This window comes from Rhodococcus sp. RD6.2, assembly GCF_001040705.1.
Lineage (GTDB): Bacteria > Actinomycetota > Actinomycetes > Mycobacteriales > Mycobacteriaceae > Rhodococcus_G.
The window spans coordinates 31986-56339 of record NZ_CVQP01000003.1 but is presented as its reverse complement, the minus strand read 5'-3'; the positions used below and the strand labels follow the sequence as shown (position 1 = coordinate 56339).

The window sequence follows — 24354 nt, the reverse complement described above, 5'->3', positions numbered from 1 at the left end:
CGAGGCCGGGGTGGATGGCGAAACCTGCGGCAGCAGTGCGAAAGACCTCCGGGTGATGGCCTGAGCTGGGCGTAGTTGCCGAACGATGGGCGAGGGTCGACCGTTGGCGCGCCGAGCGGCTAGCAGTACGCTTGTTATGTTTGGCTCCGCAGCCCGGGGTTGCCCCGCGTTGTATGGGTTTACGAATTGAGTCGTTCGCCGGCCGCTCACGATGCGGACGGCAACCGTGTGACCAGGGGAAACTTCCTAGGAGGACGCGAAGTACATATGTCCAAGATCAAGGTTGAGGGCACCGTCGTCGAACTCGACGGCGACGAGATGACACGCATCATCTGGCAGTTCATCAAGGACAAGCTGATTCACCCGTACCTCGATGTGAATCTCGAGTACTACGACCTCGGTATCGAGTACCGCGACAAGACCGACGACCAGGTCACCATCGATGCCGCGAACGCCATCAAGAAGCACGGCGTGGGCGTCAAGTGCGCGACCATCACCCCGGACGAGGCGCGGGTCGAGGAATTCGGTCTCAAGAAGATGTGGCGGTCGCCGAACGGCACCATCCGTAACATCCTCGGCGGCACCATCTTCCGCGCGCCGATCCTGATCTCCAACGTGCCGCGCCTGGTTCCGGGCTGGACCAAGCCGGTCATCGTCGGACGTCATGCCTTCGGCGACCAGTACCGCGCCACCGACTTCAAGGTTCCCGGCGCAGGCACGGTCACCATCACGTACACCCCCGATGACGGCTCCGAGCCGATCCAGCACGAGGTGTGCAAGATTCCCGAGGACGGCGGCGTCGTCATGGGGATGTACAACTACAAGAAGTCCATCCAGGACTTCGCGCGGGCGTCGCTGGCCTACGGTCTGCAGCAGAACTACCCGGTCTACCTGTCGACCAAGAACACGATCCTCAAGGCCTACGACGGCATGTTCAAGGACGAGTTCCAGCGGATCTACGAGGAAGAGTTCAAGCCGGAGTTCGACGCCGCGGGCCTGACCTACGAGCACCGCCTCATCGACGACATGGTCGCCTCCTCGCTCAAGTGGGAGGGCGGCTACGTCTGGGCCTGCAAGAACTACGACGGTGACGTCCAGTCGGACACCGTCGCGCAGGGCTACGGCTCGCTGGGCCTGATGACCTCCGTGCTGATGACCCCGGACGGCAAGACCGTCGAGGCGGAGGCCGCGCACGGCACCGTCACCCGGCACTACCGCCAGCACCAGCAGGGCAAGCCGACGTCGACCAACCCGATCGCGTCGATCTTCGCCTGGACCCGTGGCCTCGAGCACCGCGGCAAGCTCGACAACACCCCCGAGGTGATCGACTTCGCACAGCAGCTCGAGGACGTCGTCATCAAGACCGTCGAGGGTGGTCAGATGACGAAGGATCTCGCGCTTCTGGTCGGTGGAGATCAGGGCTACCTGACCACCGAGGAGTTCCTCGGTGCGCTCGACGAGAACCTGCGCAAGGCGGTCTCGGCGAAGTAGGTCGCGCCGCGTCACGAAGGGCCCCCGCCCGGTCGGAGCACGACCGCGGCAGGGGCCCTTCGTCGTGGCGGCACCGTCGGGTGAGCGAGCTCACCGGCTCCCACCTGGAGGTTCGTCGCCGACGCGACGACAATCGACGGGTGGTTTCGTCGACACTGTCCCGCTCCGAACGTCCGCCCTCCCTTCGGTCACTCGCGATGCTCGCCCTCGCGCTCGGCGGATTCGGGATCGGCACGACCGAGTTCGTCGCCATGGGACTGCTGCCCGAGATGGCCGGTGGCCTCGACATCAGCGAGCCGACGGCGGGACATGTCATCTCCGCGTACGCGCTCGGGGTGGTCGTGGGCGCCCCGCTCATCGCGGCCCTGACCGCGCGAGTCCCCAGGCGAACCCTGCTGATCGCACTCATGGTGGCGTTCACCCTCGGTAACGCGGCGTCGGTGCTCGCCCCCGACTATCCGACGCTGATGGCCGCGCGGTTCGTTGCCGGGTTGCCGCACGGCGCGTACTTCGGGGTCGCGGCACTGGTCGCGGCGCACCTCGCGGAACCGGGCCGCCGCGCCAAGGCCGTCGCGAACGTGATGATCGGGCTGTCGATCGCGAACGTCGTCGGGGTCCCGGTCGCCACGTGGCTCGGGCAGCACCTCGGCTGGCGAAGCGCGTTCGCGCTCGTCACCGTCATCGGAGTCGCGGTTGTCGCGTCCCTGATCGCATGGATTCCGCGACTGGACGCGATGCCGACGACCAACCCGATCACCGAACTCGGCGCTCTCACCCGGGTGCAGGTGTGGATGACGCTGATCATGGGCATGGTCGGTTTCGGCGGCATGTTCGCCGTCTACTCGTACATCAGCACCACGCTCACCGACGTGACCGGCCTCGCGAAGTCGCTGATCCCGATTGCATTGATGCTGTACGGGCTCGGCATGGTGGTGGGAAACGTCGTCGGCGGCCACCTCGCCGACCGTGCCCTGACGAAGGGGCTCGCCGTCTCGATGACCGCGCTGGCGCTGATCCTCGCGGTCTTCGTGATCGCCGTGCGCACGCCGGTGACCGCGCTGGTGTTCGTGTTCCTCATCGGCGTCGCCGGATCGGCGATGGTGCCTGCACTGCAGACCAGGCTCATGGACGTCGCCGCCGACGCGCAGACCCTGGCGGCGGCCCTCAACCACGCGGCATTGAACGTCGCGAACGCGTTCGGCGCCTGGATCGGCGGCGTCGTGATCGCCGCCGGATACGGGTACACGGCGCCCGCAGCGGTCGGGTCGATGCTCGCGGTCGCGGGGCTTGTCGTGCTCGGCTTCGCGGTCCTGCTGGAACGCAGAAGGGCGTCCACGCAGGTCACCGGGTGAGGTCCGCCCGTGTCGGCGCGCTCCGCTACGGTGTCCTCCCGTGCCGCACATCATCACCACCGTCAACGTCAACGGCATCAGGGCCGCAGCCAAGAAGGGTCTGCTCGAGTGGCTCGCCGCCACCGATGCCGACGTCGTCTGTCTGCAGGAGACCCGCGCCGACGACAAGCAGCTCCGAACCACCCTGGCGTCCGCCCTCGACTCCGGATGGCATGCGGTCAGTGCCGAACCGGAGGTCAAGGGCCGCAACGGTGTCGCGGTGCTCTCGCGGCGGCCCGCGGATGCAGTGCGGATCGGTCACGGCGACGACGAGTTCGCCGGTGCGGGCCGCTATCTCGAAGCAGACTTCGACGACCTCACCGTCGCCAGCCTCTACCTGCCGTCCGGGGAGGTCGGCACGGATCGGCAGGTGGAGAAGGAACGATTCCTCGGGACGTTCGGCGCACACCTGTCGGCCGCAGCCGCGGCGGCCACACAGGCAGGCAGGCACATGGTGGTGTGCGGTGACTGGAACATCGCGCACACCGAGCTGGATCTGAAGAACCACAAGGGCAACGTGAAGAACTCGGGATTCCTGCCCGAGGAACGCGCCTGGATGGGTTCGGTGTTCGGGGAGTACGGCTGGGTCGACGTGGTGCGCGGCCTGCACCCCGACATCGCCGGGCCGTACACCTGGTGGTCGTACCGCGGAAAGGCGTTCGACAACGACTCCGGATGGCGGATCGACTACCAGGCCGCCACCCCGGAACTCGCAGAGCGCGCGAAGGAAGCGGTCGTCGAGCGCGCGGAGTCGTACGACCAGCGCTGGTCCGACCACGCGCCGGTGACGGTGCGCTACCGCTGACCGGTTCCGTCGCCTCCGGGACTGCATGAAAAGATCGACGCATGTCGAGTTCCGAATCGTCCGCCCCCACCGCCAAGCAGCGGGTGCTGTCCGGTATCCAGCCGACCGCCGACTCGTTCCACCTCGGCAACTACCTCGGCGCGCTCGCCCAGTGGGTGCAGTTGCAGGACGATTTCGACGCCTTCTACTTCATCCCCGACCTGCACGCCATCACCGTTCCGCAGAACCCGAAGGACCTCCGCAAGCGCACCAAGATCGCCGCGGCGCAGCTGCTGGCGCTCGGGATCGACCCGGAGCGGTCGACGCTGTTCGTGCAGAGCCAGGTGCCCGAACACGCCCAGCTGGCGTGGGTTCTCAACTGCATCACCGGTTTCGGTGAGGCGAGCCGGATGACGCAGTTCAAGGACAAGTCGGCGAAGCAGGGCACCGAGGCGGCGACGGTCGGCCTGTTCACCTACCCCGTGTTGATGGCCGCGGACATCCTGCTGTACCGCCCGCAGCGCGTGCCGGTCGGCGAGGACCAGCGTCAGCACCTCGAGATGGCCCGCGACCTCGCGCAGCGATTCAACACCCGGTTCGGCAAGACGTTCGTGATTCCCGAGGCGCAGATGATCAAGGGCACCTCCAAGATCTACGACCTGCAGGATCCGACGTCGAAGATGAGCAAGTCCGCCGCATCCGATGCGGGCCTGATCAACCTGCTCGACGACCCGAAGGTGTCCGCCAAGCGCATCCGGTCCGCCGTCACCGACAACGAGCGGGAGATCCGGTTCGACCGCGAGACCAAGCCGGGCGTCTCGAACCTGCTCACGATCCAGTCCGCGCTGTCCGGGACGAGCGTCGAGGACCTCGAAAAGGGTTACGAGGGCAAGGGTTACGGCGACCTCAAGGCCGACACCGCAGACGTCCTGGTCGAGTTCGTCACCCCACTGCGTGCGAAGGTCGACGAGTACCTCTCCGACCAGGCCGAACTCGACCGCATCCTCGATGCGGGCGCGGATCGGGCGCGCGAAGTGTCGTCCCGTGTGCTGGCGGCCGTCTATGACAAGGTGGGGTTCCTGCCGCAGAAGGGCTGAACCGAAGGAGACGTAGCAGGTGCCGGACATCAAGGGGTTCTTGGAGCGCCGACGTGCCGCCTGGCCCTGGCTCGATCACGTCGTCCGCGCCGCCGGTCGCTACCAGGACAACCGGGGCGACTATTTCGCCGCGGGCATCACGTATTTCAGTGTGTTCGCGCTGTTTCCCCTGTTGATGGTGGCCTTCGCGATCGGCGGCTTCGTCCTCGTCCGGGACCCCGCGCTGCTCGACTCCATCCACGACGCCGTCACCGAGGCGATGCCGGGAGATCTCGGAGTTCAGATCAACGAGCTCATCGACTCCGCCGTAGCGGCGCGCGCCACCGTCGGTGTGTTCGGTCTGCTCGTCGCCGCGTACTCGGGCCTCGGATGGATGGCGAACGTCCGTGAGGCGTTGACGGAGATGTGGGAACAGCAGCACCCCAGGTCCGGGTTCGTCGCGACGAAACTGCACGACCTGGCGAAGCTGGGCGGCCTCTTCGTCGCAGTGGTGGCGTCGATCGGGCTGTCGGTGCTCGCCGGGGGCGGCGTCATCGGAACCGTGCTCGAGTTCCTCGGAATCGACGATCTCGGCTGGGTGCAGTCGCTCGTCGAGATCGGGCTCGGTGTGCTTGCGCTCGCCGTGACGTGGGGTCTGCTGACCTGGGCGATCGCCCGGCTGCCCCGGGAACCGGTCACCCTGGGCAGCGCAGCCCGCGCCGCGCTGATCGCTGCCGTCGGCTTCGAGATCTTCAAACGGGTCGGGGTGATCTACCTGCAGAGCGTCACCGGCGGTCCGGCGGGTTCGACATTCGGTCCGATCATCGGTCTGCTCGTCTTCATCTACTTCACAGCGCGGCTCGTCCTGTTCTCGACAGCGTGGGCGGCAACGTCCCATGAGAACGAGGCCCGGGCGTTCGTACCGCCGCCCGAGCCAGCAGTGATCGAGGTGGCCGCGCCAGCGCCCGCGAGGCGCACCACGTTCGCCGAGGCGACGGTCCTGGTAGGGACCGGCGTCGCCGCGACGCTCGGAATAGGTGGGTTGCTGCGGCGACACCGAGCCAGGCGCTGACGCGCTGTGCCTGTTGCGTAGCCCCACTGCCACAAGGCGCACAGGCGGCGGAGCCGCTAGCGCCGTCGGCGGCCCTGAACCACTGCGGCCGATGCGACGAGCACGGCGATGATCCCGCCGCCGACCGCGACGATCGTGGTGGTCGACGCGCCACCCGAGGAGTGTGTGGCTGCGCCCGCCGCGGACACCGGACTCGCCCCCGCAGGCGGCGCTGCAACGGTGACGGAACCGGTGTCCTCCGCTTCGTCGGAGGACACGCTGCCGGGCTCGACGAGGGCCCCCACCGACGTCGATTCGGGGAGGGCGAAGCCGTAGTCGAGGAGTCGTGCGGCCTGCTCCCACGGGCGGATCGGTTCGACGTCCGCCTTCACCAGCGTCACCACGAGCCGTCGTCCGCCGCGTTCCGCCCCGGCGACGAACGTCTGCCGGGCGTCGTCCGTGTAGCCGGTCTTCCCGCCCAGTGCGCCGTCGTAGTTGTAGAGCAGCTTGTTGTCGTTGGACAGCGCGAAACCGGGCCGCGGGGTGTCGGTCGGATCGGCGGGGTCCTCGGGAAACCCAGGGAAGTCCACCGTCTGTGTCCGGATCATCTCGGCGAACGTGTCGTTGCGCAGCGCCGCGCGGTAGATCAGGGCGAGATCGTAAGCGGACGTGGACATTCCGGGTCCGTCGAGTCCGGAGGGTGTGGCCGTCCGTGTGTCGTGGGCGCCGAGCGCCACGGCGAGTTCGTTCATCTTCCGCACTGTCTCGGCGTCTCCGCCGAGCTGGGTGGACAGCGCATGCGCGGCATCGTTGCCCGACGCCATCACCAGCCCCTGCAGCAGCTGTCGGTTCGTGTACACCCCGCCCTTGCCCAGTCCCACCGCGCTGCCCTCGATGGCGGCGTCCTCGGAGGTGGCCGTCACCGTGGCATCGAGGTCCAGCTCGTCGAGCGCGACGAGCGCCAGCAGCATCTTGATCGTGCTCGCAGGTCGATAGCGGCCGTGCGGATCCTTCGCCGCGAGCACCTCCCCGGTGTCGAGGTCAGCCAGCACCCACCCTGTCGCGGAGATGTCCGCAGGTAGCGGGGGAGTGTTCTCGGCGGTCACCACACCGCACTCGTCGAGGTCTCCGCCGCCGACGACATCCGACGGGACGGGAAGCGGGGCCGGTGCCGTCTGCCCCGGGGCCGGAATCTCGGAGAGATCGATCGCAGGCGGTGGCACAGACCGGTTCGGGCACGAGTCCGTGTTCGGGGTCATGAAAGGTGCGCTGGTGGGCGGTACGCCGTCCGGCGGCTGCTGCGCCGCCGCGGGGGCACCGACCAGGACGAGCAGGCCGACCGCGACAGCGGCAACAGCGCAGCCCCTCACCCCGCGGCGCGTCGGCGTCGGGGCGAGCGTCATCGAAGTTCTGCCGAGCATGGTCATCGCGGAGGCAGGGTAACGCACAACAGCCGGTCGGTTACACCCCGGCAGTGGTGGCGGCGCGTCTGCGCGGTCGGTCGTACGCCGTACAGACCGCGAGGATCCACTGCCGATCCGTCACGCCCTCCGGTGTGCCCAGCCACCCCGGATCGAACGGTTCGATTTCGACCGCGGTGCGATGCAGCCAGCCGGCGACCGCATCCGCCTGTGTCGACATCTCCGTGGGCGGTTCGGACGCACCGCGGGTGATCAGTCCGGCACCCGCGTGCAGGTACAGGCCGTCGAGGATCTGCGACACCCGGTCGTCGGCCGTCAGCGTCGTCGTCACGGACTTGTAGTCGCTGTCGAGCAGTTCGGGATGCGCCGTGGTCAGCATCGTCCACACCGTCCTGGTCCGGCGCAGGTCGAGCCGTGCTCGCGCCCATGCCTCGATCATCACCGACGAGCAGCCGGCGCTGACGAGTATCACCGCGAGCGACCACCACGCCGACCCGGGGGAGACGTGATCGTCGGTGGCCGTCGCGAGATTCACCGCACACATCGCCGCAATTACAACCAGTCCCGCGCTGTACAGGCCGATCGCCCGCCCGAGCGGGTTCCAGCGGATGTACCGCACCGACACTCCGGTCGCGAACAGTGACGCGACGACCAGATAGGCGGACGTGACCGGACTGTGGTGCGCGGACACCAGTTCCACGACGACGACAACAGCCGCGACCAACGCGGACGCGGCCGAGAGCGGCCACTGTGGCCGCGTGCTCAACACCGTCAGCGACGCAGCCGCGATCAACGCGGTCGTCGCGGCGAACAGCACCAGGCACAATTCGAACACCGTCGCGGCCACACCGTCGCCGGACCCGTCCAGCACCTCGGTCACGGTCGTCGTCCGCACCGTCGCCGCCACCGTCAACGTCACCGCGGCGATCGCGATCGCGATCCGCGCCAGGGACGGCGGTCGAACGGTCAACCGGCCGATGCGAGCGCCCACCGCCGTCGAACACAGCAGCGCGACAACCCAGGTGATCACCCGAGAGCCTCGTCGAAGCAGAGCAGCGGACGCCAGTCGTCACCGCGGTCGAATTGGCCGAGTCGCTGCAACAGCCGGACCGCGAATGCCTCCGCCTCCCACTCGTGCAACGCCTCGCGATCCGGATCGACCGAGGCCGACGACCGCTGGCTGAGCATGTACGCGATCAGGTCGTCGTCGGCCGCGAGAGTCGCCTCCTTGACGGCAGCACCAGGGTGGCGGAAAACGATGTGTCCGACTTCGTGGGCAAGGGTTCTCGTCACACTCGGCAGGCTACGCGCGAGCACGATCCGATCGTGATCGGCGAACTCGCGGCGCTGTCCCCACACCCCCGGACCCAGATCCTCGTACACGATCTCGATCGGACGACGACGCCTGTCGGCCAACGACTGGACGATGTCCTCGATCGTCACCGCATGTGTCTGCGCAGCCATGTCCAGGACGGCGTCGACCGCAGCAAGGACGCGGCGATGATCGCGGACCGGACGCGACCCGTCACCGCGCGCCGACTCGGTGCGGGAGGCGGTCACGGCCGCGGCTCCAGGAACTCCGCCCGCGCGCGATCCAAACGCAAGCGAGTTGCGCGTGCACTCCGGAAACTCATGAACCCCGTCGCACCGGCCGCAGCCAGAACTGCTGTCACACCTGCGGTTGCCGCGCCGACGTCGCCACCCGGGCGCGACGCCGACGCCAATGCCACGTCCGGCTGCGACGGCGCAGCGTAGGTTGCCGCACCCGCGGTCGATTCCGGCCGCGCCGCCGTCGACGCGCCCTCGGATACAGCCGCAGGCTCCGCTGCCGCATCGGTGCGGTTGTCGCGCTCATCCATCCCCTGATCATCACCGGCCGCCTCGTCTCGCGAGGGCGGTTCGGGCGCAGTGGTCTGTTCCGGTGCGGTCGGCTGGTCGGACTCGCTCGGCTGCTCGGGCGCGGCGGACTCCGGGCCGGACGACGGAGTCGGCTCGTCGCCCGCATCGCCTCGGGCGTCGTTGCCGCCGCTGGACTGCTCCCCGTCGGCACGTTGCGTCGTCGTCGACGTCGGCTCGGCTGAGGTCGTTGTCGGTTCGACGGTGGTGGTGGTGGGTTCGACGGTGGTGGTGGTGGGTTCGACGGTGGTGGTGGTGGGTTCCACGGTGGTTGTCGTCGGTTCGACGGTGGTGGTGGTGGGTTCCACGGTGGTTGTCGTCGGTTCGACGGTGGTGGTGGTGGGTTCGACCGTGGTGGTGGTGGGTTCCACGGTGGTCGTCGTCGGTTCGACGGTGGTCGTCGTCGGTTCGACGGTGGTGGTGGTCGGTTCCACGGTGGTGGTGGTGGGTTCGACCGTTGTGGTGGTCGGTTCCACGGTGGTGGTGGTGGGTTCGACCGTGGTGGTGGTGGTCGGTTCGACGGTGGTGGTGGTGGGTTCCACGGTGGTTGTCGTCGGTTCGACGGTGGTGGTGGTGGTGGGTTCGACGGTGGTGGTGGTGGTCGGTTCGACGGTGGTGGTGGTGGGTTCCACGGTGGTCGTCGTCGGTTCGACGGTGGTCGTCGTCGGTTCGACGGTGGTCGTCGTCGGTTCGACGGTGGTGGTGGTGGGTTCCACGGTGGTGGTGGTGGTGGTGGGTTCGACCGTTGTGGTGGTCGGCTCGACGGTGGTTGTCGTCGGTTCCACGGTGGTGGTGGTGGGTTCGACCGTTGTGGTGGTCGGCTCGACGGTGGTTGTCGTCGGTTCCACGGTGGTGGTGGTGGGTTCGACCGTTGTGGTGGTCGGCTCGACGGTGGTTGTCGTCGGCTCCACGGTGGTGGTGGTCGGCTCGACCGTTGTGGTAGTGGGCCGGACAGTCGTGGTTCGGGTCGGCCGGGTTGTGGTGGACGGCGTTCCACCGCAGTGGTTTCCGTGCCGATTGTGATCGTGGTGGCACCAGTGGCCGTAGGCGTTGCCGTTGCCGTTGTTGCCCGGACCGTTGCCGTTGCCGTTGCCGTTGCCGTTGCCGTTGTTGCCGTTCCCGTTACCCCTGTTGCCCTGATCCTGTTCGTGGGCGACGAGGGCGGGTGTCGCGGCGGATGAGTCGCCGTCCCCGATGTCGTACTGTGCGGCGATGACGACGGCGGGCACGGTGATCGCGACACCCAGCAAGGCGCTGACGGTCAGGACCCGCCAGCGCCTTGCCTGTGCGAAGGTGGTTCGCACCTGTTACTCGGTGGAGTCCGGGGGAGTGGCGGGCAAACCTTCACTGCGCCGGAGCTTTTCGGCCATGGCGGTGAGGAGTTCCTGCGACTCGCTGGACAGATCGAATGCACGAGCCGAGAGGCGCCGCAGCCCGTAACCGCGGAGCTGGGAGAGTAGTTCGAGGTCGTGGTCGATCCGAGCGGCGTAGATGTCGTCGAAGAAGTAGTCGGACTTGACCTTGAAGAACTGGGCAAGTGCCGCAACGGTTTCGGGTGAAGGATTGGTGCGCTGCCCGTTCCTCAACTGGGAGATGTAGGGCTTGGAGATGCGGTGGCCGGAACCGTTGAGAGCCTCGGCGACCTCGGTGTTGGTGTGCGGCTTGCGGCCTGGTGGATGCACTGTCTCGAACAGCTTGTTCAGTCGAGAAGCGAAGTCTGACTCCATTGCTGTTGGTCCCGATCCCTTCGTATGTTTGACCCCTGAATCAGGGTCTCGACCCCTTCATCGGCATATGGTAACGGATTGGTTGCGGAAGGAACGCAGCTTCGTGATCTGAAATGTGAACGTAACGCCTGACCTGGTCAGAAAGCACACAAAGGCGCGGACCCTCTCGGGTCCGCGCCTTTGTAGCTGGACGGCGTTGTCGGGTGATCGACCGAAGGCTGTCAGCGAGTGAACAACAGCGCCCGCTTGACTTCCTGGATGGCCTTCGTGACCTGGATGCCACGAGGGCATGCGTCGGTGCAGTTGAAGGTCGTGCGGCAGCGCCACACACCTTCCTTGTCGTTGAGGATGTCAAGCCGCTCGGCGGCACCCTCGTCACGGCTGTCGAAGATGAACCGGTGTGCGTTCACGATCGCGGCCGGGCCGAAGTAGCTGCCGTCGCTCCAGTACACCGGGCACGAGGTGGTGCAGCACGCGCACAGGATGCACTTGGTGGTGTCGTCGAAGCGAGCGCGGTCGGCCTGCGACTGGATCCGCTCGCGGGTCGGCTCGTTGCCCGAGGTCATCAGGAACGGCTTCACGGCGCGGAACGCGTCGAAGAACGGCTCCATGTCGACGACGAGATCCTTCTCGACCGGCAGACCCTTGATCGGCTCGATCGTGATGGTCAGCTGCTTGCTCGCGTCCTTCGGGAGCAGGTCCCGCATGAGGACCTTGCAGGCCAGTCGGTTGACACCGTTGATCCGCATGGCATCCGAACCGCAGACGCCGTGCGCGCAGGACCGACGGAACGTCAGCGTGCCGTCCAGGTAGCCCTTCACGTACAGCAGCAGGTTCAGCAGGCGATCGGTCGGCAGGGTCGGAACCTGGAAGGACTCCCAGTGCTGACCGTTGCCGTCCTCCGGGTTGAACCGGGCGATCTTGAGGGTGACCATGACGGCGCCCTCGGGCACGGGAGGCAGCGCGGGCGCGTCCTTGTCTACAACGGGTGCGGACATCAGTACTTACGCTCCATCGGCTCGTAGCGGGTCTGGACAACCGGCTTGTAGTCCAGACGGATCGGGGCGATGAGGTCCGCCCCTTCCTTGTACGCCATCGTGTGCTGCATGTACTCGGCGTCGTTGCGATCCGGGTAGTCCTCGCGGGCGTGACCGCCGCGGGACTCCTTGCGGTTCAGTGCACCGGCGACGGTCACCTCGGCCATCTCCAGCAGGAAGCCGAGTTCGACGGCCTCGAGCAGGTCGCTGTTGTAGCGCTTGCCCTTGTCCTGCACGGTGATGTGGTTGTAACGCTCCTTGAAGCCCTTGATGTCCTCCAGGGCCCGCGTGAGGGTTTCCTCGGTGCGGAACACGGACGCGTTGTTGTCCATGGACTGCTGCAGCTCGGTGCGGATGTCCGCGACGCGCTCGTGGCCGTGGTCGGACAGGATGACCTCGAGCCACTCCTCGACCATCTTCGCGGGCTCGTCCGGCAGCGGCACGAACTCGGTGGACAGGGCGTACTCGGCGGCCGCGATGCCGGCGCGACGGCCGAACACGTTGATGTCGAGCAGCGAGTTGGTGCCGAGACGGTTCGCGCCGTGCACGGACACGCAGGCGCACTCGCCCGCGGCGTACAGGCCGGGGACGTGATCCTCGTTGTTGCGCAGGACCTCACCGTTGATCTTGGTGGGGATGCCGCCCATCACGTAGTGGCACGTCGGGTACACCGGCACGAGCTCGGTGACCGGGTCGACGCCCAGGTAGGTGCGCGCGAACTCGGTGATGTCGGGGAGCTTCTCCTCGAGCACGTCCTCACCGAGGTGCGTGACGTCGATGTAGACGTAGTCCTTGTTCGGACCTGCGCCACGACCCTCGAGCACCTCGAGCACCATCGACCGGGCGACGATGTCACGCGGCGCGAGGTCCTTGATGGTGGGGGCGTAGCGCTCCATGAAGCGCTCGCCGTCCACGTTGCGGAGGATGCCGCCCTCGCCGCGCACGGCCTCGGAGATCAGGATGCCGAGACCCGCGAGTCCTGTGGGATGGAACTGGTGGAACTCCATGTCCTCCAGCGGCAGACCCTTGCGGAAGATGATGCCCATGCCGTCACCGGTGAGGGTGTGCGCGTTGGACGTCGTCTTGTACATGCGGCCCGAGCCACCGGTGGCGAACACGATCGACTTCGCGTGGAAGACGTGGATGTCGCCGGTCGACAGCTCGTACGCGATGACGCCGGTGGCGACCGGGCCCTCGTCGGTCTCGGTGAGCGCGATGTCGAGCGCGTAGAACTCGTTGAAGAACTCGACGTCGTGCTTGACGCAGTTCTGGTAGAGCGTCTGGAGGATCATGTGGCCCGTGCGGTCCGCGGCGTAGCAGGCCCGGCGAACCGGAGCCTTGCCGTGGTCACGGGTGTGACCGCCGAAGCGGCGCTGATCGATCTTGCCTTCGGGGGTGCGGTTGAAGGGAAGACCCATCTTCTCCAGGTCGAGCACCGCGTCGATGGCCTCCTTGGCCATGATCTCGACGGCGTCCTGGTCGGCGAGGTAGTCGCCGCCCTTGACGGTGTCGAAGGTGTGCCACTCCCAGTTGTCCTCTTCCACGTTGGCGAGTGCGGCGCACATGCCGCCCTGCGCCGCGCCGGTGTGGGAGCGGGTGGGGTAGAGCTTGGTCAGGACCGCAGTCCGGGTGCGGGGACCCGACTCGATGGCGGCGCGCATGCCGGCGCCGCCTGCCCCGACAATGACGACGTCGTAACGATGTTCCAGCATGAAGAGTTAGCTCCCCGGGATGAAGGTCGGGTCGAAGGTGAAGATGACATACGTGCCGGTGACGAGGATGAGAATCATCGCCACCGCGAGGACGACGTTGAGCCAGAAGCGCGTCGAGTCCTTGCGCGAGTAGTCAGCAATCACGGTGCGCAGTCCGTTGCCACCGTGGAGCATCGCGAGCCACAGCATCGACAGATCCCAGAGCTGCCAGAACGGGCTGGACCAGCGGCCGGCGACGAACGCGAAGTTGATGCGGTGCACACCCTCGTCGACCATCAGCATGATGAAGAGGTGGCCGAGTACCAGGATGATCAGGGCGAGGCCGGACAGGCGCATGAACAACCAGGCGTAGAGCTCGAAGTTGTTCTTGGCCTGACGCCGCGGCGAACGCGGGCTGTCCAGGCTGGCGGGGCGGTCGTACGAGGTGGCGAGAACCTTTGCTTCACTCATTGTCAGTGCCCCGCAAACATGTTGTAGAAGATGCGACCGGCGGCCGGAATCATCACCACGAACCAGATCGCGAGGATGACCCAGAGCATCACGCGCTGGTACTGGGCGCCCTTCGACCAGAAGTCGACGAGCATCACGCGCAGGCCGTTGAGTGCGTGGTAGAGCACCATCGCGACGAGGGCGAGCTCCATGAGCCCCACGACGGGGTTCTTGTAGGTCTCGATGACCCGGTCGTAGGTGTCCGGATTGACTCGCACCAGTGCGGTGTCGAGCACGTGGACGAAGAGGAAGAAGAATGTCGCGACACCGGTGATCCTGTGCAGGACCCAGGACCACATTCCGGGGTCGCCCCGGTATAGCGACCGCGTGCGCTCCTGTGCCGGAGCGGCTTCAGTCGTGCTACTCATCGAGTGCTGTGCCTCCAACATTTTTGGTGGACGCGCCGCACCGGGAGTTCGACTGATTCTGGGTACACCCTGGGGTTTTCAGTCTTGGTGCGACGAGAACCTGAACCGACTCCCTGCACTGTAATCCTCCCGGAATCCGGGAACTAATTCGGCGGGCGGTTCGTACGAGGCAGAAGCATCCTACTTAGGTTTGCCTGTCCAACTACATTCGACGTCAGGAGGGTGAAGTACTGCGCCCGTTCGGCATGCATGCCAGGATGGTGCACCGTGGCGGAAATCGACTGGAATGTGTTGCGGGACAATGCTGATCGGGTGATGATGCAGGCATATGCGCCCTACTCGAAGTTCCCTGTCGGGGCGGCGGCGCTCGTCGACGACGGTCGGATCGTCGTCGGATGCAATGTGGAAAATGTCTCATACGGGCTGGGGCTCTGCGCCGAATGTGGACTCGTCGGTAACTTACACGCGTCCGGCGGCGGACGCCTGCTGGCGTTCACGTGCCGGGACGCGAACTCGGATATTCTGATGCCCTGCGGACGGTGCCGGCAGCTGCTGCTGGAGCACGGCGGAGGCGAGCTGCTCGTCGACACGCCGACGGGGCCGGTCCCGCTGTCGGTGCTTCTACCTGCGGCTTTCGGTCCGGACGACCTCGAACGCGTCGCGCGATGAGCGGCCTCGACGCGATCTCGGTCATCACAGCCAAACGCGACGGCTGTGAGCTCACCGACACCCAGATCCGCTGGGTCGTGAGCGAGTACACGGCCGGGGGTGTCGCCGACGAGCAGATGGCGGCCCTGGCGATGGCGATCGTGCTGCGCGGCCTCGATCGCCGCGAAACCGCGGCGTGGACCCACGCCATGATCGCGTCGGGGCGGCGCATGGACCTGTCCGGACTGCCCCGGCCGACCGTGGACAAGCATTCGACCGGCGGTGTGGGAGACAAGATCACGCTTCCCCTCGCCCCGCTCGTGGCGGCCTGCGGTGCCATCGTGCCGCAGCTCTCCGGGCGCGGACTGGGCCACACCGGCGGAACCCTCGACAAACTCGAGGCGATCCCCGGCTGGCGTGCTGACCTGGGGTCCGACGAGATGATGCGGATCCTCGCGGATCCGGCGATCGGCGCGGTCGTGTGCGCCGCGGGAGCAGATCTCGCTCCCGCCGACCGCAAGCTGTACGCCCTTCGGGACGTCACCGGAACCGTCGAATCGATCCCGCTCATCGCCAGCTCGATCATGAGCAAGAAGATCGCCGAAGGGTCACAGTCGCTGGTTCTCGATGTGAAGGTCGGGTCCGGCGCGTTCGTGCAGTCGCTGCCCGACGCCCGCGAACTGGCCACCGCCATGGTCGAACTCGGAAACGACGCCGGGGTGCGTACGGTCGCCCTGCTCACGGGAATGGACACCCCGCTCGGTCACACCGCGGGCAACGCGCTCGAGGTCGCGGAGTCGGTCGAGGTGCTCGCCGGTGGTGGTCCGCCGGACGTCGTGGAACTGACCCTCACGCTCGCTCGCGAGATGCTCGCCGCCGCCGGTCTGGACGCGGTCGACCCCGTCGACGCACTGCAGGACGGGCGGGCGATGGATCGCTGGCGAGCCATGGTCGCGGCGCAGGGTGGCGACCCGGACGCTCCGCTGCCACCCGCTCGGGAACGAGAAGTGTTGTACGCAAACGCCTCCGGTGTGTTGACCCGGCTCGACGCCAGAGCCGTCGGGGTTGCCGCCTGGCGACTCGGTGCCGGACGCGAGCGGCAGGGTCAGGCCGTCCAGGCAGGGGCGGGGATACGGTGGCACGCCCGTCCCGGCGACCGGGTCGAGGCCGGAGCGCCACTGTTCACCCTGTACACCGACACGCCACACCGGTTCGAGTCCGCCCGGGCCGCGCTCGACGGCGCCTGGGACATCGGCGACACGCCACCCGACGAGCCGCTCGTCATCGAGCGCATCGGCATGGTCCCGGTCTAACTTCTCAGACATGGGTACGCCACCGCAGAACCCCGGATCCGCACCCCTCGACCTCGCCACGGTGCGCACCGCACCCAAAGCGGTCCTGCACGACCACCTCGACGGTGGGCTCAGGCCCGCAACCGTCCTCGAACTCGCCCAACACATCGGATACGACGCGCTCCCGGCGACCGATGCCGACGACCTCGCCGTCTGGTTCGCCGCGGCCGCGGGCAGTGGCTCGCTCGAGCGCTATCTCGAGACGTTCGCGCACACCGTCGCGGTGATGCAGACGCCCGAGGGCCTCCAGCGGGTGGCACGCGAATGCGTCGCAGACCTCGCCGCCGACGGAGTGGTCTACGCGGAGGTGCGGTTCGCGCCCGAGCAACACCTCGAACGGGGACTGAGCCTCGACGACGTCGTCCACCACACCCTGCTCGGGTTCGAGGACGGGATGGCTCAGGTCCGTGACCAGGGTCGCGAGATTCGCGTCGGCTGCCTGCTCACCGCGATGCGGCACGCCGCCCGGTCGCGGGAGATCGCCGAACTGGCGCTCCGGTTCCGGGACCGCGGAGTCGTCGGTTTCGATATCGCGGGCGCCGAGGCGGGCCACCCGCCGAGCCGACACCTCGACGCCTTCGAGCTGATGCGGGCCAACAACGCACATTTCACCATTCACGCCGGCGAGGCGTTCGGTCTGCCGTCGATCCACGAGGCGATCGCGTTCTGTGGGGCCGATCGCCTCGGGCACGGAGTCCGGATCACCGATGACATCACCGTCGGCGACGACGGGGACACCCGGCTCGGCAGGCTTGCGAACTACGTTCGCGACCAGCGCATCCCGTTGGAGCTGTGTCCCAGCTCCAACGTGCAGACCGGTGCCGTCCCCAGCCTCGACAAGCACCCCTTCGACCTGCTCGCCCGGTTGCGGTTCCGGGTGACGGTGAACACCGACAACCGGCTGATGAGCGCGACGACCATGAGCGAGGAAATGGTCGCGCTCGCCGTGACCTTCGGCTACGGCTGGAGCGATCTCGAACGCTTCACCATCAACGCGATGAAGTCGGCGTTCATCCCGTTCCCGGAGCGGCTCCGGCTGATCGACGACGTCGTCAAACCCGGATACGCCCGACTCAAGGGGTTGGGCACTGACAGGCCGACCCGTTAGACGAGCTGCAGGCGGGCCTCGAACTCTCGCTCCAGGTCACGCCAGGACTGCGCCTCCGCGGTGAACGGGGCGCTGGGGGCCAGCCGCGTCGGATCCGGGTTCAGCGTGTACGACACGTACCAGCCGAGCGGGGTGGACGGCGCCAGCGCCTGCTCCGTCGACTCGTCCCCGGCGAACTGCGCCGCGTCCGTGAACAGTTCGACGGCGAGGTCGAGTTGGTCGGCGTCGACCGACTGCGGTCCGTCCGCGAGGTCGTCGGCCAGACCCGGCAGCACGTACACGTTCTCGTCGGTGACCTCGACGTCGAGGGAGCCGTCCACGGCCGCGGCCTGCACCTCGGCGTAGGTGCTCACGCGTGCCAGTGCGTGATCGTGGTCGTCGGCGAGGAACCGCGCCAGCGCCCGCTCCGACGTGAACGCGAGGATCTTCCCGGCCCTGCCGAGGAAGACCGGGTCGTCGTCGAGGTAGCAGCGCAGCGTGAAGTAGGTGTCCGCCGAGGTGATGATCTTGACCGGGTCGATGCCGACCGACGTCCAGAACGTCTCCTCGTCATCGCCCTCCTCCTCGTCGGTCTCGCCGTCGAGGCTGACGTACTCGATGTCGTCGTCCTCGTCGTCGCCCTCCTCGGCGGCATCGTCCGCGTCGACGACGTTCTCCTGCGCCGCGACGATCTCAGCCTCGGCCTCCGCGACGGCGGCGGCGTCGGTCTGCGGTGTCGTGACGACCGCGTCGATAGCGTCGATCACGGCCTCCCATCCCGCCGCGACGGCCGTCCCGATCTGGTCCCACCGCTGCTCGCCGTCCCGGCCGACGAACGCGGGCTCACCCGCGGAGACGGCGTCGAGCACCGGATTCGCCCCGAAGTACCGGATCACGACGTCGAGGTCGCACACCTCGCCGATCGAGCGGACGATCTCGAACGTGTCCTCGAGCTCGCCGAGGGTGTCCGCGTCGGGGTCGCCTGCCACGAGTTCGGGAACACCGACCAGGTCGAACACGTGCGTGTCGTCGGGTTCGAACTCCGCGGCAGACAGCGCCGCGACGATCGCCCACGACGGATGCTCGACCAGATCGTGCTCGCGGTCCGAGCGGACGAACGCGGCCAGTTCGGCCGCCGAGGAGAACCCGTACAGATCGTCACCGTGACCGAGGAAGGCCTCCCACTCATCGTCCCCTTCACGCCAGCGCGGCGCCCACAGGGTGACGAGGTCGCCGTCGGTCAGTCCGAGTTGAATCGGGACGATGTCTCCAGCCATGGCGCGAAGCCTAATCGCTCAACCTCTCCGCGAGCGATGCCAGTAGCCGTTCCCGTCGCTCCGCCACCAGTTGCGCAGCGCGGGCCGCGGTCTCGACGACCGCCCGGCCCAGTTCATCGGCGTCGGTGCCGGACAGCGACTCGGGGAAGAACAGCCCGCACATGCCCCCGTGCTCGTCCACCTCGACGCTCACCAGACCTGACGAATGCGTGACCCGTGCCCGCGCCGACGACAACTGGTGCAGGGCGTCGTCGAGCGCGGCGAGCCCCGCGGTCGCCCGCGCGACCACGGCATCCATCTCTGCGCCGCTCACCGCACCACTCCGTTCCGGCCGCTCACCGCACCACTCCGTTCCGGCCGCTCACCGCACCACTCCGTTCGCGCCGCTCACACGGGCCTCATCCACGTCGGCGCCGCTGACTCGTTCGCGTCGCGTCGCGCCTGGTCGGCGGAGAGTGCGTCACGCTCGGGCAGCCCGAGTTGGTCGAGGATGTCGTCCCGGACGCCCGCCGCGGCCAGTTCGTCGCGCCTGCGTGCCTTCGCCTCCTGCGTCGATCTCCGGCACAGGTCCAGGATCGCCGCCGCGAGTTCGCCGCCGCCGTAGCGCAATTCCCGAGAGTCGATGCGGACGTCGATCGGCAGGCCGGTGGAGGTGGCGGTGACGGCGACGGTGCCTCGCGGGTTGACGATGGTGGTGGAGTCGGACTGGGACGGCGGTTCGCCGGGGGACCGGTCATCGCGAGCGGGCTCGTCGAGGCGGTCGTCGGCGCCCGGCACGGCGACATCGAGCGCGGGGACGCCGAGCACCGGTACCCCGAGCACGGGGCCGCCCGCATCGAACGGCGCGCTCACGCGGTGGGCCTGTAGAAGCCGTAGAAGCCCATCCCGATGTTCGCGGTCCGAACCGCCGACACCTGGACCGGGTCACCTGCCTCGACCATCTGGCCGTTCCCGATGACCATCGCCACGTGCCCGTCCCAGACGGCGAGGTCGCCGGGCATCAGATCGCCGGCCTCGACCGGAATGCCGACCGTCTGCTCCTGGGCCGTGCGCGGCAGTTCGATGCCCGCCTCGCCGTACGCCCACTGCGTCAGGCCCGAGCAGTCCAGGCCCTGGCCGGGTGCCGTGCCACCCCACTGGTACGGGACACCCTGCTGGCTCAGTGCGTTCCGCACCGCATTCGCGGCCTCGGGATTCGGTGCCGTGGCGGTGCTGCCGTCGGGGAGCCGGATCTCGACGCCGCCGCTGCTGCCCAGGTCGCCGCTGCCGATGTCTGCGGATCCGAGGGCGGGCGCCCCCACCTCCGCCGGTGGGCCCTGTGGCTCGGTGCCGAACGGATTCGGAGCTGTCGCGATGGCGTCGGCGAAGTGCTTGACGAACGCGTTCATGGCGTCGCCACGCTGTTGGAGTCCCGACAGCGGACTCCCGCCGCCGGTGGGGGCCGGCTGTATCGCGGCCCGCACGTCGCCCGTGGTCGTCGGCGAGGTGATCGGATCGGGCGCCGTCAGTTGCGCCATGGCGGCGGTGTGGACCTCGAGTTCGCCACGCACCCGCATGACCACGGACAGGCCACGCGAGAGGTGGTCGATCGCGGCTGCGACGATCATCATCTGACCGGCCGGGGTGGCCAGCGCCGGGCCGGCCGAGATCGCGGTCGACACGAACGACTGCACGATGCCCTGCAACTCGACGAGTCCCGCGGCAACGACCTCCGACGCGGCCGTCAAGACGCTCGCGATCTCTGTGCCCTGCTCGGACAGTTGTACCTGCTGGGTTTGTGCCTGCTCGCCCTTGGCGATCGCGGCCTGGGCGGGCGCACCCGTCCACGCCGCACCGAGCTCGGAGAGCCCGAGTTTGCCGATGGCATACGCGGTGTCGAGCGCCGCGGACGCGATGGTGAGCGCTTGGGGTGCGCCGTCCGCGGGCAGGGTTCCCGAGCCGAACGCGGTGACGAGTTCCGTGAGGGGTCGGCCGAGGACGTCGAGGGCGATCATGCGCTCACCCCACCCGCGGCATCGATCGCGGCCGCGACGCCGTGGTCGGTGCCGTCGTATTCGGCAGCGGTTGCATGCGCCGCGGCCCCCATCCCGTCGAGCGTGTCCGCGAGGGCGTGGAGCGCCGCCGTGTGCGAGCCGTGGGCCGTGGCGAACGCGGCGAGGAAATCGCCTCCGATCAGTCCGAACACCGGGGTCAGCGGACCCGGTCCCATCGCCGCGGCACCGATCGCCGCCCCCCTGACCCCGGACGCCATCGTCGCGGCAGCGACACCGTACGCGCGGATTCCGTCGGTCACCGCCGAGAATCCGTCGGTCGCCGCCGAGAATTCGTCGATCACCCCTGAGCTCCCGCTCATCCCGTACCCCCCGTTTCGTCGTGTCGACCGGATGCCTGCCTGTACACCCGCCACCCCGTTGGACGCGCCCGGGTGCGTTCCGGTTCCGCGGCGTTGACGAACACTTCCGGGACCGTTGCGCGCGCCCGGTGGTCGGCTGCCTATCCTGGGCGCATGGAGACGCACGTGGTCGACCACCCGTTGGCGGCAGCCCTGCTCACCACCATGCGCGACACCCGCAGCAGCAACCCCGCCTTCCGGGCGGCACTGCGCGAGCTGACGCACATGCTCATCTACGAGGCCATCCGAGACGCGGAGATCGAGGAGTTCGAGGTGGTGACGCCCGTCGCGCCTGCGCGGGGCGTCAGGCTGGCGAACCCGCCTCTGCTCGTTCCGGTCCTCCGCGCAGGCCTAGGCATGGTCGAGCAGGCCAGCTCGCTGATCCCGCAGTCGCAGGTGGGGTTCGTCGGCATGGCCCGTGACGAGGAAACCCACGAGCCGGTGCCCTACCTCGAGTCGCTCCCCGTCGACCTCGCGGGCATCCCCGTGTACGTCCTCGATCCGATGCTCGCGACGGGCGGCTCGATGGTGCGGACCATCGAACTCCTCGCGCAGCGCGGGGCTACCGACATCACCGCGGTGTGCGTGGTCGCGGCTCCACAAGGTGTGACAGCGCTGGCCGACTCCGGGTTTCCGGTCCGGCTGGTCGTCGCCGCCGTCGACGAGGGTCTCGACGAGAACGCGTACATCGTCCCGGGGCTCGGCGACGCGGGCGACCGCCAGTTCGGGCCCCGCAACATCTAGCGGTCACCCCAATTGGGGTGAGAATCGCGCACAGGCGCGAAGCGTCTCCTGCGCGGCGGCTCGTGCGCGGGGCAGGTCGGCGCGGCTCGTGACCGGCTCGAACGCCTCGAAATAGCACTTGAGCTTCGGCTCCGTCCCCGACGGGCGCACCACCACCCGCACGTGCTCGCCCGACAGGACCACGGCGTCGGTCCGGGCCTGCCCGCGGCGGAGCAGGAGGTCCTCACCCGACACGGGCTCGCCCGCGAGGTCGGTCGGGAGGTTCTCACGCAGCCGGGTCATCGCTTCGGTGATCCGGTCGAGGTGCTCGACACGGTGTGACACCTGCGTCGTGGCGTGCACCCCGAATTCGACCGCGAGGTCGTCGAGGACGTCCTGCAGTGTGCGGCCCCGCGCTTTCAGTCCTGCCGCGACATCGGCGAGCACGACCGCGGCGGAGATGCCGTCCTTGTCGCGAACCAGATCCGGTGCCACGCAGTGCCCGATGGCCTCTTCGTACGCGTACACCAGGCCCTCGCCCGCCCGCACCAGCCATTTGAAGCCGGTGAGGGTCTGTGCGAACCGGGCGCCGCGGGCGGCCGCGATGCGGCCGAGCAGTTGGGACGACACCACCGTCGTCGCGACGAGCGGGTCGGCTCCGGCCGGTTGCGCGCGCAGCAGATGGTCGCCGAGGATCGCACCGGTTTCGTCGCCGGTGAGCATCCGCCATCCGTCCGGCGTCGGGACCCCCACGGCGCACCGGTCGGCGTCGGGGTCGAGCGCGATCGCGAGGTCGGCGTCGACGGAATCGGCCAACTGCAGCAGTGCGTCCGTTGCGCCGGGTTCCTCGGGATTGGGGAACGCGACGGTGGGAAAGTTCGGGTCGGGCGCGAACTGGATGCCGACGGTGTGGATCTCGGAGAACCTTGCGGCCTGCAGCGCCTCGACCGCGGTGGCGCCGCCGACGCCGTGCAGTGGGGTGAGCGCGATCCGCAGGTCGCGGTCCTCGCCTCGGGCCAGGGCGGCGACGCGCGCGAGATAGTCGGCGCGCAGCGAGACCGCGTCCGCCGATTCGACCGGCGATCGGGGCACCGCGACGGCAGGTCCGACAGCAGCGATGGCGGCTTCGATCTCGCGGTCGGACGGCGAGATCAGTTGCGCGCCACCGTCGAGGTACACCTTGTAGCCGTTGTCGGCAGCCGGGTTGTGGGACGCGGTGATCTGCACGCCGAGTTGCGCCCCCAACGCCCGGACGGCGTAGGCGAGCACCGGCGTCGGAGTCGGTCCGGGAAGCAGGACCACCGAGAATCCGGCGCCGGCAAGCACTTCCGCCGCCGTCGTCGCGAACAGTGCGGATCCGTGGCGTCCGTCCCTGCCGACGACCACCACCGACCCGCCGAGGCACTTCGCCCGCAGCCAGGCCCCGATGCCCGCGGTCGTGCGGGTGACGACCGCGACGTTCATCCCGTTCGGACCTGCGCGGAGGGGGCCACGCAGTCCTGCGGTGCCGAACGTCAAAGGCGCCGAGAAGCGGTCCGCGAGTTCGGTGTCCGAGAGTGCCCGCAGGTCGGCCCGGGCGGCGGGGTCGGGATCGCCTGCGATCCAGTCGTCCACCAGGCGCCGCAGCTCCGGCGTCACAGTGCCGACACCAGTTCGCGCAGCAGAGTTCCGATGCGGCCCGCCGACGCCGCTCCGGCCGCGAGGACCTCTGCGTGGTCGAGTCGTTCGCCGGTGATGCCCGCGGCGAGGTTGGTGACCAGGGAGATGCCGAGTACCTCCGCGCCGAGTTCGCGGGCGGCGATCGTCTCGTGGACGGTCGACATCCCGACGAGGTCGGCGCCGAGGATGCGGAGCATCCGGATCTCGGCGGGCGTTTCGTAGTGCGGTCCGGGCAGTCCCGCGTACACGCCCTCGTCCAACGCGGGATCGATCGACCGGGCGAGTGCGCGCAGGCGGGGCGAGTAGGCGTCGACGAGGTCGACGAACCGGGCGCCGACGAGGGGGGAGCGGGCGGTCAGGTTGAGGTGGTCGGCGATCAACACGGGCTGCCCCACGGACAGTCCGTCGCGGATGCCCCCGGCGGCGTTGGTCAGTACGACGGTGCGAGCGCCGGCGGCGACGGCCGTCCGCACCGGGTGGACGACCCGCGCGAGGTCGTGGCCCTCGTACGCGTGGGTGCGTCCGAGCAGGACCAGTGCCCGGTGGTCGCCGACCGGGACCGACAGCACGGTTCCCGCGTGACCCGAGGCGGACGGCGCAGCGAAGCCGGGGAGGTCGGACATCGGGACGCTCGCGGTCGCGGAGCCGAACGCGTCCGCTGCCGCCTGCCACCCGGAGCCGAGCACGATCGCGACGTCGTGCCTGGCCGCGCCGGTCCGTTCACCCAGTACCCGCGCGGCCTGCTGCTCGAGGGAGTCCATGAGGGCACAGTA

At 68.4% G+C, this 24354-nt stretch carries 25 protein-coding genes; 9 read left to right on the top strand and 16 right to left on the bottom strand.

Features of this window, described 5'->3' with window-relative positions; genetic code table 11:
• The first annotated feature begins 267 nt into the window (after positions 1-267).
• The 5 genes from RHCRD62_RS05695 (at position 268) to yhjD (ending at position 5814) form a co-directional block, all read left to right on the top strand.
• Positions 268-1491 (top strand): NADP-dependent isocitrate dehydrogenase, encoded by a 1224-nt coding sequence (locus RHCRD62_RS05695; RefSeq protein ID WP_050063744.1) that lies wholly within the window; start codon positions 268-270, stop codon positions 1489-1491.
• Positions 1492-1688: 197 nt separating this feature from the next.
• Positions 1689-2843 (top strand): MFS transporter, encoded by a 1155-nt coding sequence (locus tag RHCRD62_RS05690; protein WP_084734115.1) that lies wholly within the window; start codon positions 1689-1691, stop codon positions 2841-2843.
• A gap of 40 nt (positions 2844-2883) precedes the next feature.
• Positions 2884-3687, top strand: a complete 804-nt coding sequence (locus tag RHCRD62_RS05685; protein WP_050063743.1) for an exodeoxyribonuclease III — start codon at positions 2884-2886, stop codon at positions 3685-3687.
• Positions 3688-3728: 41 nt separating this feature from the next.
• Complete coding sequence (gene trpS / locus RHCRD62_RS05680; protein ID WP_050063742.1) at positions 3729-4763, top strand: tryptophan--tRNA ligase; 1035 nt, start codon at positions 3729-3731, stop codon at positions 4761-4763.
• Positions 4764-4782: 19 nt separating this feature from the next.
• Positions 4783-5814, top strand: a complete 1032-nt coding sequence (gene yhjD / locus RHCRD62_RS05675; RefSeq protein ID WP_050063741.1) for an inner membrane protein YhjD — start codon at positions 4783-4785, stop codon at positions 5812-5814.
• 56 nt (positions 5815-5870) lie between these two features.
• Here yhjD and RHCRD62_RS05670 read toward each other — a convergent pair whose 3' ends face one another.
• The 9 genes from RHCRD62_RS05670 to sdhC form a co-directional block, all read right to left on the bottom strand.
• Positions 5871-7220: a D-alanyl-D-alanine carboxypeptidase family protein gene (locus tag RHCRD62_RS05670; RefSeq protein WP_367379634.1), complete on the bottom strand. Its 1350-nt coding sequence runs from the start codon at positions 7218-7220 to the stop codon at positions 5871-5873.
• Between the two features lie 34 nt (positions 7221-7254).
• Positions 7255-8244, bottom strand: a complete 990-nt coding sequence (locus RHCRD62_RS05665) for a hypothetical protein (RefSeq protein WP_050063740.1) — start codon at positions 8242-8244, stop codon at positions 7255-7257.
• Entirely contained in the window at positions 8241-8678 is a 438-nt protein-coding gene (locus tag RHCRD62_RS05660; protein WP_050063835.1) for a M48 family metalloprotease, read from the bottom strand. Before RHCRD62_RS05660 ends, RHCRD62_RS05665 begins: the two co-directional genes overlap by 4 nt.
• A gap of 92 nt (positions 8679-8770) precedes the next feature.
• A complete protein-coding gene (locus RHCRD62_RS26145) occupies positions 8771-10414 on the bottom strand; it encodes a hypothetical protein (protein ID WP_050063739.1) in 1644 nt (547 codons plus the stop codon).
• Positions 10415-10417: 3 nt separating this feature from the next.
• Positions 10418-10837: a helix-turn-helix domain-containing protein gene (locus RHCRD62_RS05650; RefSeq protein WP_050063738.1), complete on the bottom strand. Its 420-nt coding sequence runs from the start codon at positions 10835-10837 to the stop codon at positions 10418-10420.
• A gap of 221 nt (positions 10838-11058) precedes the next feature.
• Positions 11059-11835, bottom strand: a complete 777-nt coding sequence (locus RHCRD62_RS05645) for a succinate dehydrogenase iron-sulfur subunit (RefSeq protein WP_050063737.1) — start codon at positions 11833-11835, stop codon at positions 11059-11061.
• Entirely contained in the window at positions 11835-13586 is a 1752-nt protein-coding gene (gene sdhA, locus RHCRD62_RS05640; protein WP_050063736.1) for a succinate dehydrogenase flavoprotein subunit, read from the bottom strand. Before sdhA ends, RHCRD62_RS05645 begins: the two co-directional genes overlap by 1 nt.
• Before the next feature lie 6 nt (positions 13587-13592).
• Positions 13593-14036, bottom strand: a complete 444-nt coding sequence (locus RHCRD62_RS05635; RefSeq protein ID WP_050063735.1) for a succinate dehydrogenase hydrophobic membrane anchor subunit — start codon at positions 14034-14036, stop codon at positions 13593-13595.
• Between the two features lie 2 nt (positions 14037-14038).
• Entirely contained in the window at positions 14039-14443 is a 405-nt protein-coding gene (gene sdhC / locus RHCRD62_RS05630; protein WP_084734113.1) for a succinate dehydrogenase, cytochrome b556 subunit, read from the bottom strand.
• Positions 14444-14710: 267 nt separating this feature from the next.
• Here sdhC and RHCRD62_RS05625 point away from each other — a divergent pair, with 267 nt between their 5' ends.
• The 3 genes from RHCRD62_RS05625 to RHCRD62_RS05615 are packed head-to-tail and all read left to right on the top strand — an operon-like array spanning position 14711 to position 17551.
• Entirely contained in the window at positions 14711-15112 is a 402-nt protein-coding gene (locus RHCRD62_RS05625) for a cytidine deaminase (protein ID WP_050063733.1), read from the top strand.
• Entirely contained in the window at positions 15109-16404 is a 1296-nt protein-coding gene (locus RHCRD62_RS05620; protein ID WP_050063732.1) for a thymidine phosphorylase, read from the top strand. Before RHCRD62_RS05625 ends, RHCRD62_RS05620 begins: the two co-directional genes overlap by 4 nt.
• Positions 16405-16414: 10 nt before the next feature.
• A complete protein-coding gene (locus tag RHCRD62_RS05615) occupies positions 16415-17551 on the top strand; it encodes an adenosine deaminase (RefSeq protein WP_050063731.1) in 1137 nt (378 codons plus the stop codon).
• Here the strand turns inward: RHCRD62_RS05615 and RHCRD62_RS05610 are convergent.
• The 5 genes from RHCRD62_RS05610 to RHCRD62_RS05590 form a co-directional block, all read right to left on the bottom strand.
• Positions 17548-18807 carry a hypothetical protein gene (locus RHCRD62_RS05610; RefSeq protein WP_050063730.1) on the bottom strand — a complete coding sequence of 420 codons (1260 nt, stop codon included), beginning with the start codon at positions 18805-18807 and terminating at the stop codon, positions 17548-17550. The two genes, RHCRD62_RS05615 and RHCRD62_RS05610, sit on opposite strands and share 4 nt — an antisense overlap.
• Before the next feature lie 10 nt (positions 18808-18817).
• Positions 18818-19120 (bottom strand): YbaB/EbfC family DNA-binding protein, encoded by a 303-nt coding sequence (locus RHCRD62_RS05605; protein WP_157050821.1) that lies wholly within the window; start codon positions 19118-19120, stop codon positions 18818-18820.
• Positions 19121-19194: 74 nt separating this feature from the next.
• Positions 19195-19659: a hypothetical protein gene (locus RHCRD62_RS05600; RefSeq protein WP_253277209.1), complete on the bottom strand. Its 465-nt coding sequence runs from the start codon at positions 19657-19659 to the stop codon at positions 19195-19197.
• On the bottom strand, positions 19656-20801 hold the full coding sequence (locus RHCRD62_RS05595; RefSeq protein ID WP_050063728.1) for a C40 family peptidase: 1146 nt from the start codon (positions 20799-20801) through the stop codon (positions 19656-19658). Before RHCRD62_RS05595 ends, RHCRD62_RS05600 begins: the two co-directional genes overlap by 4 nt.
• Positions 20798-21142: a type VII secretion target gene (locus RHCRD62_RS05590; RefSeq protein ID WP_253277208.1), complete on the bottom strand. Its 345-nt coding sequence runs from the start codon at positions 21140-21142 to the stop codon at positions 20798-20800. The genes RHCRD62_RS05595 and RHCRD62_RS05590 overlap by 4 nt, the downstream gene beginning before the upstream one ends.
• Positions 21143-21313: 171 nt before the next feature.
• Between RHCRD62_RS05590 and upp the strand changes: the two genes are divergently transcribed.
• Positions 21314-21943 carry a uracil phosphoribosyltransferase gene (gene upp / locus RHCRD62_RS05585; protein WP_050063727.1) on the top strand — a complete coding sequence of 210 codons (630 nt, stop codon included), beginning with the start codon at positions 21314-21316 and terminating at the stop codon, positions 21941-21943.
• Positions 21944-21946: 3 nt separating this feature from the next.
• Here the strand turns inward: upp and RHCRD62_RS05580 are convergent, their stop codons facing one another.
• Positions 21947-23548, bottom strand: coding sequence for a phospho-sugar mutase (locus tag RHCRD62_RS05580; RefSeq protein WP_172671015.1), 1602 nt, complete (start codon positions 23546-23548; stop codon positions 21947-21949).
• An 8-nt stretch (positions 23549-23556) separates the two neighbouring features.
• Positions 23557-24342: a purine-nucleoside phosphorylase gene (locus RHCRD62_RS05575; RefSeq protein WP_050063725.1), complete on the bottom strand. Its 786-nt coding sequence runs from the start codon at positions 24340-24342 to the stop codon at positions 23557-23559.
• Between the last annotated feature and the right edge of the window lie 12 nt (positions 24343-24354).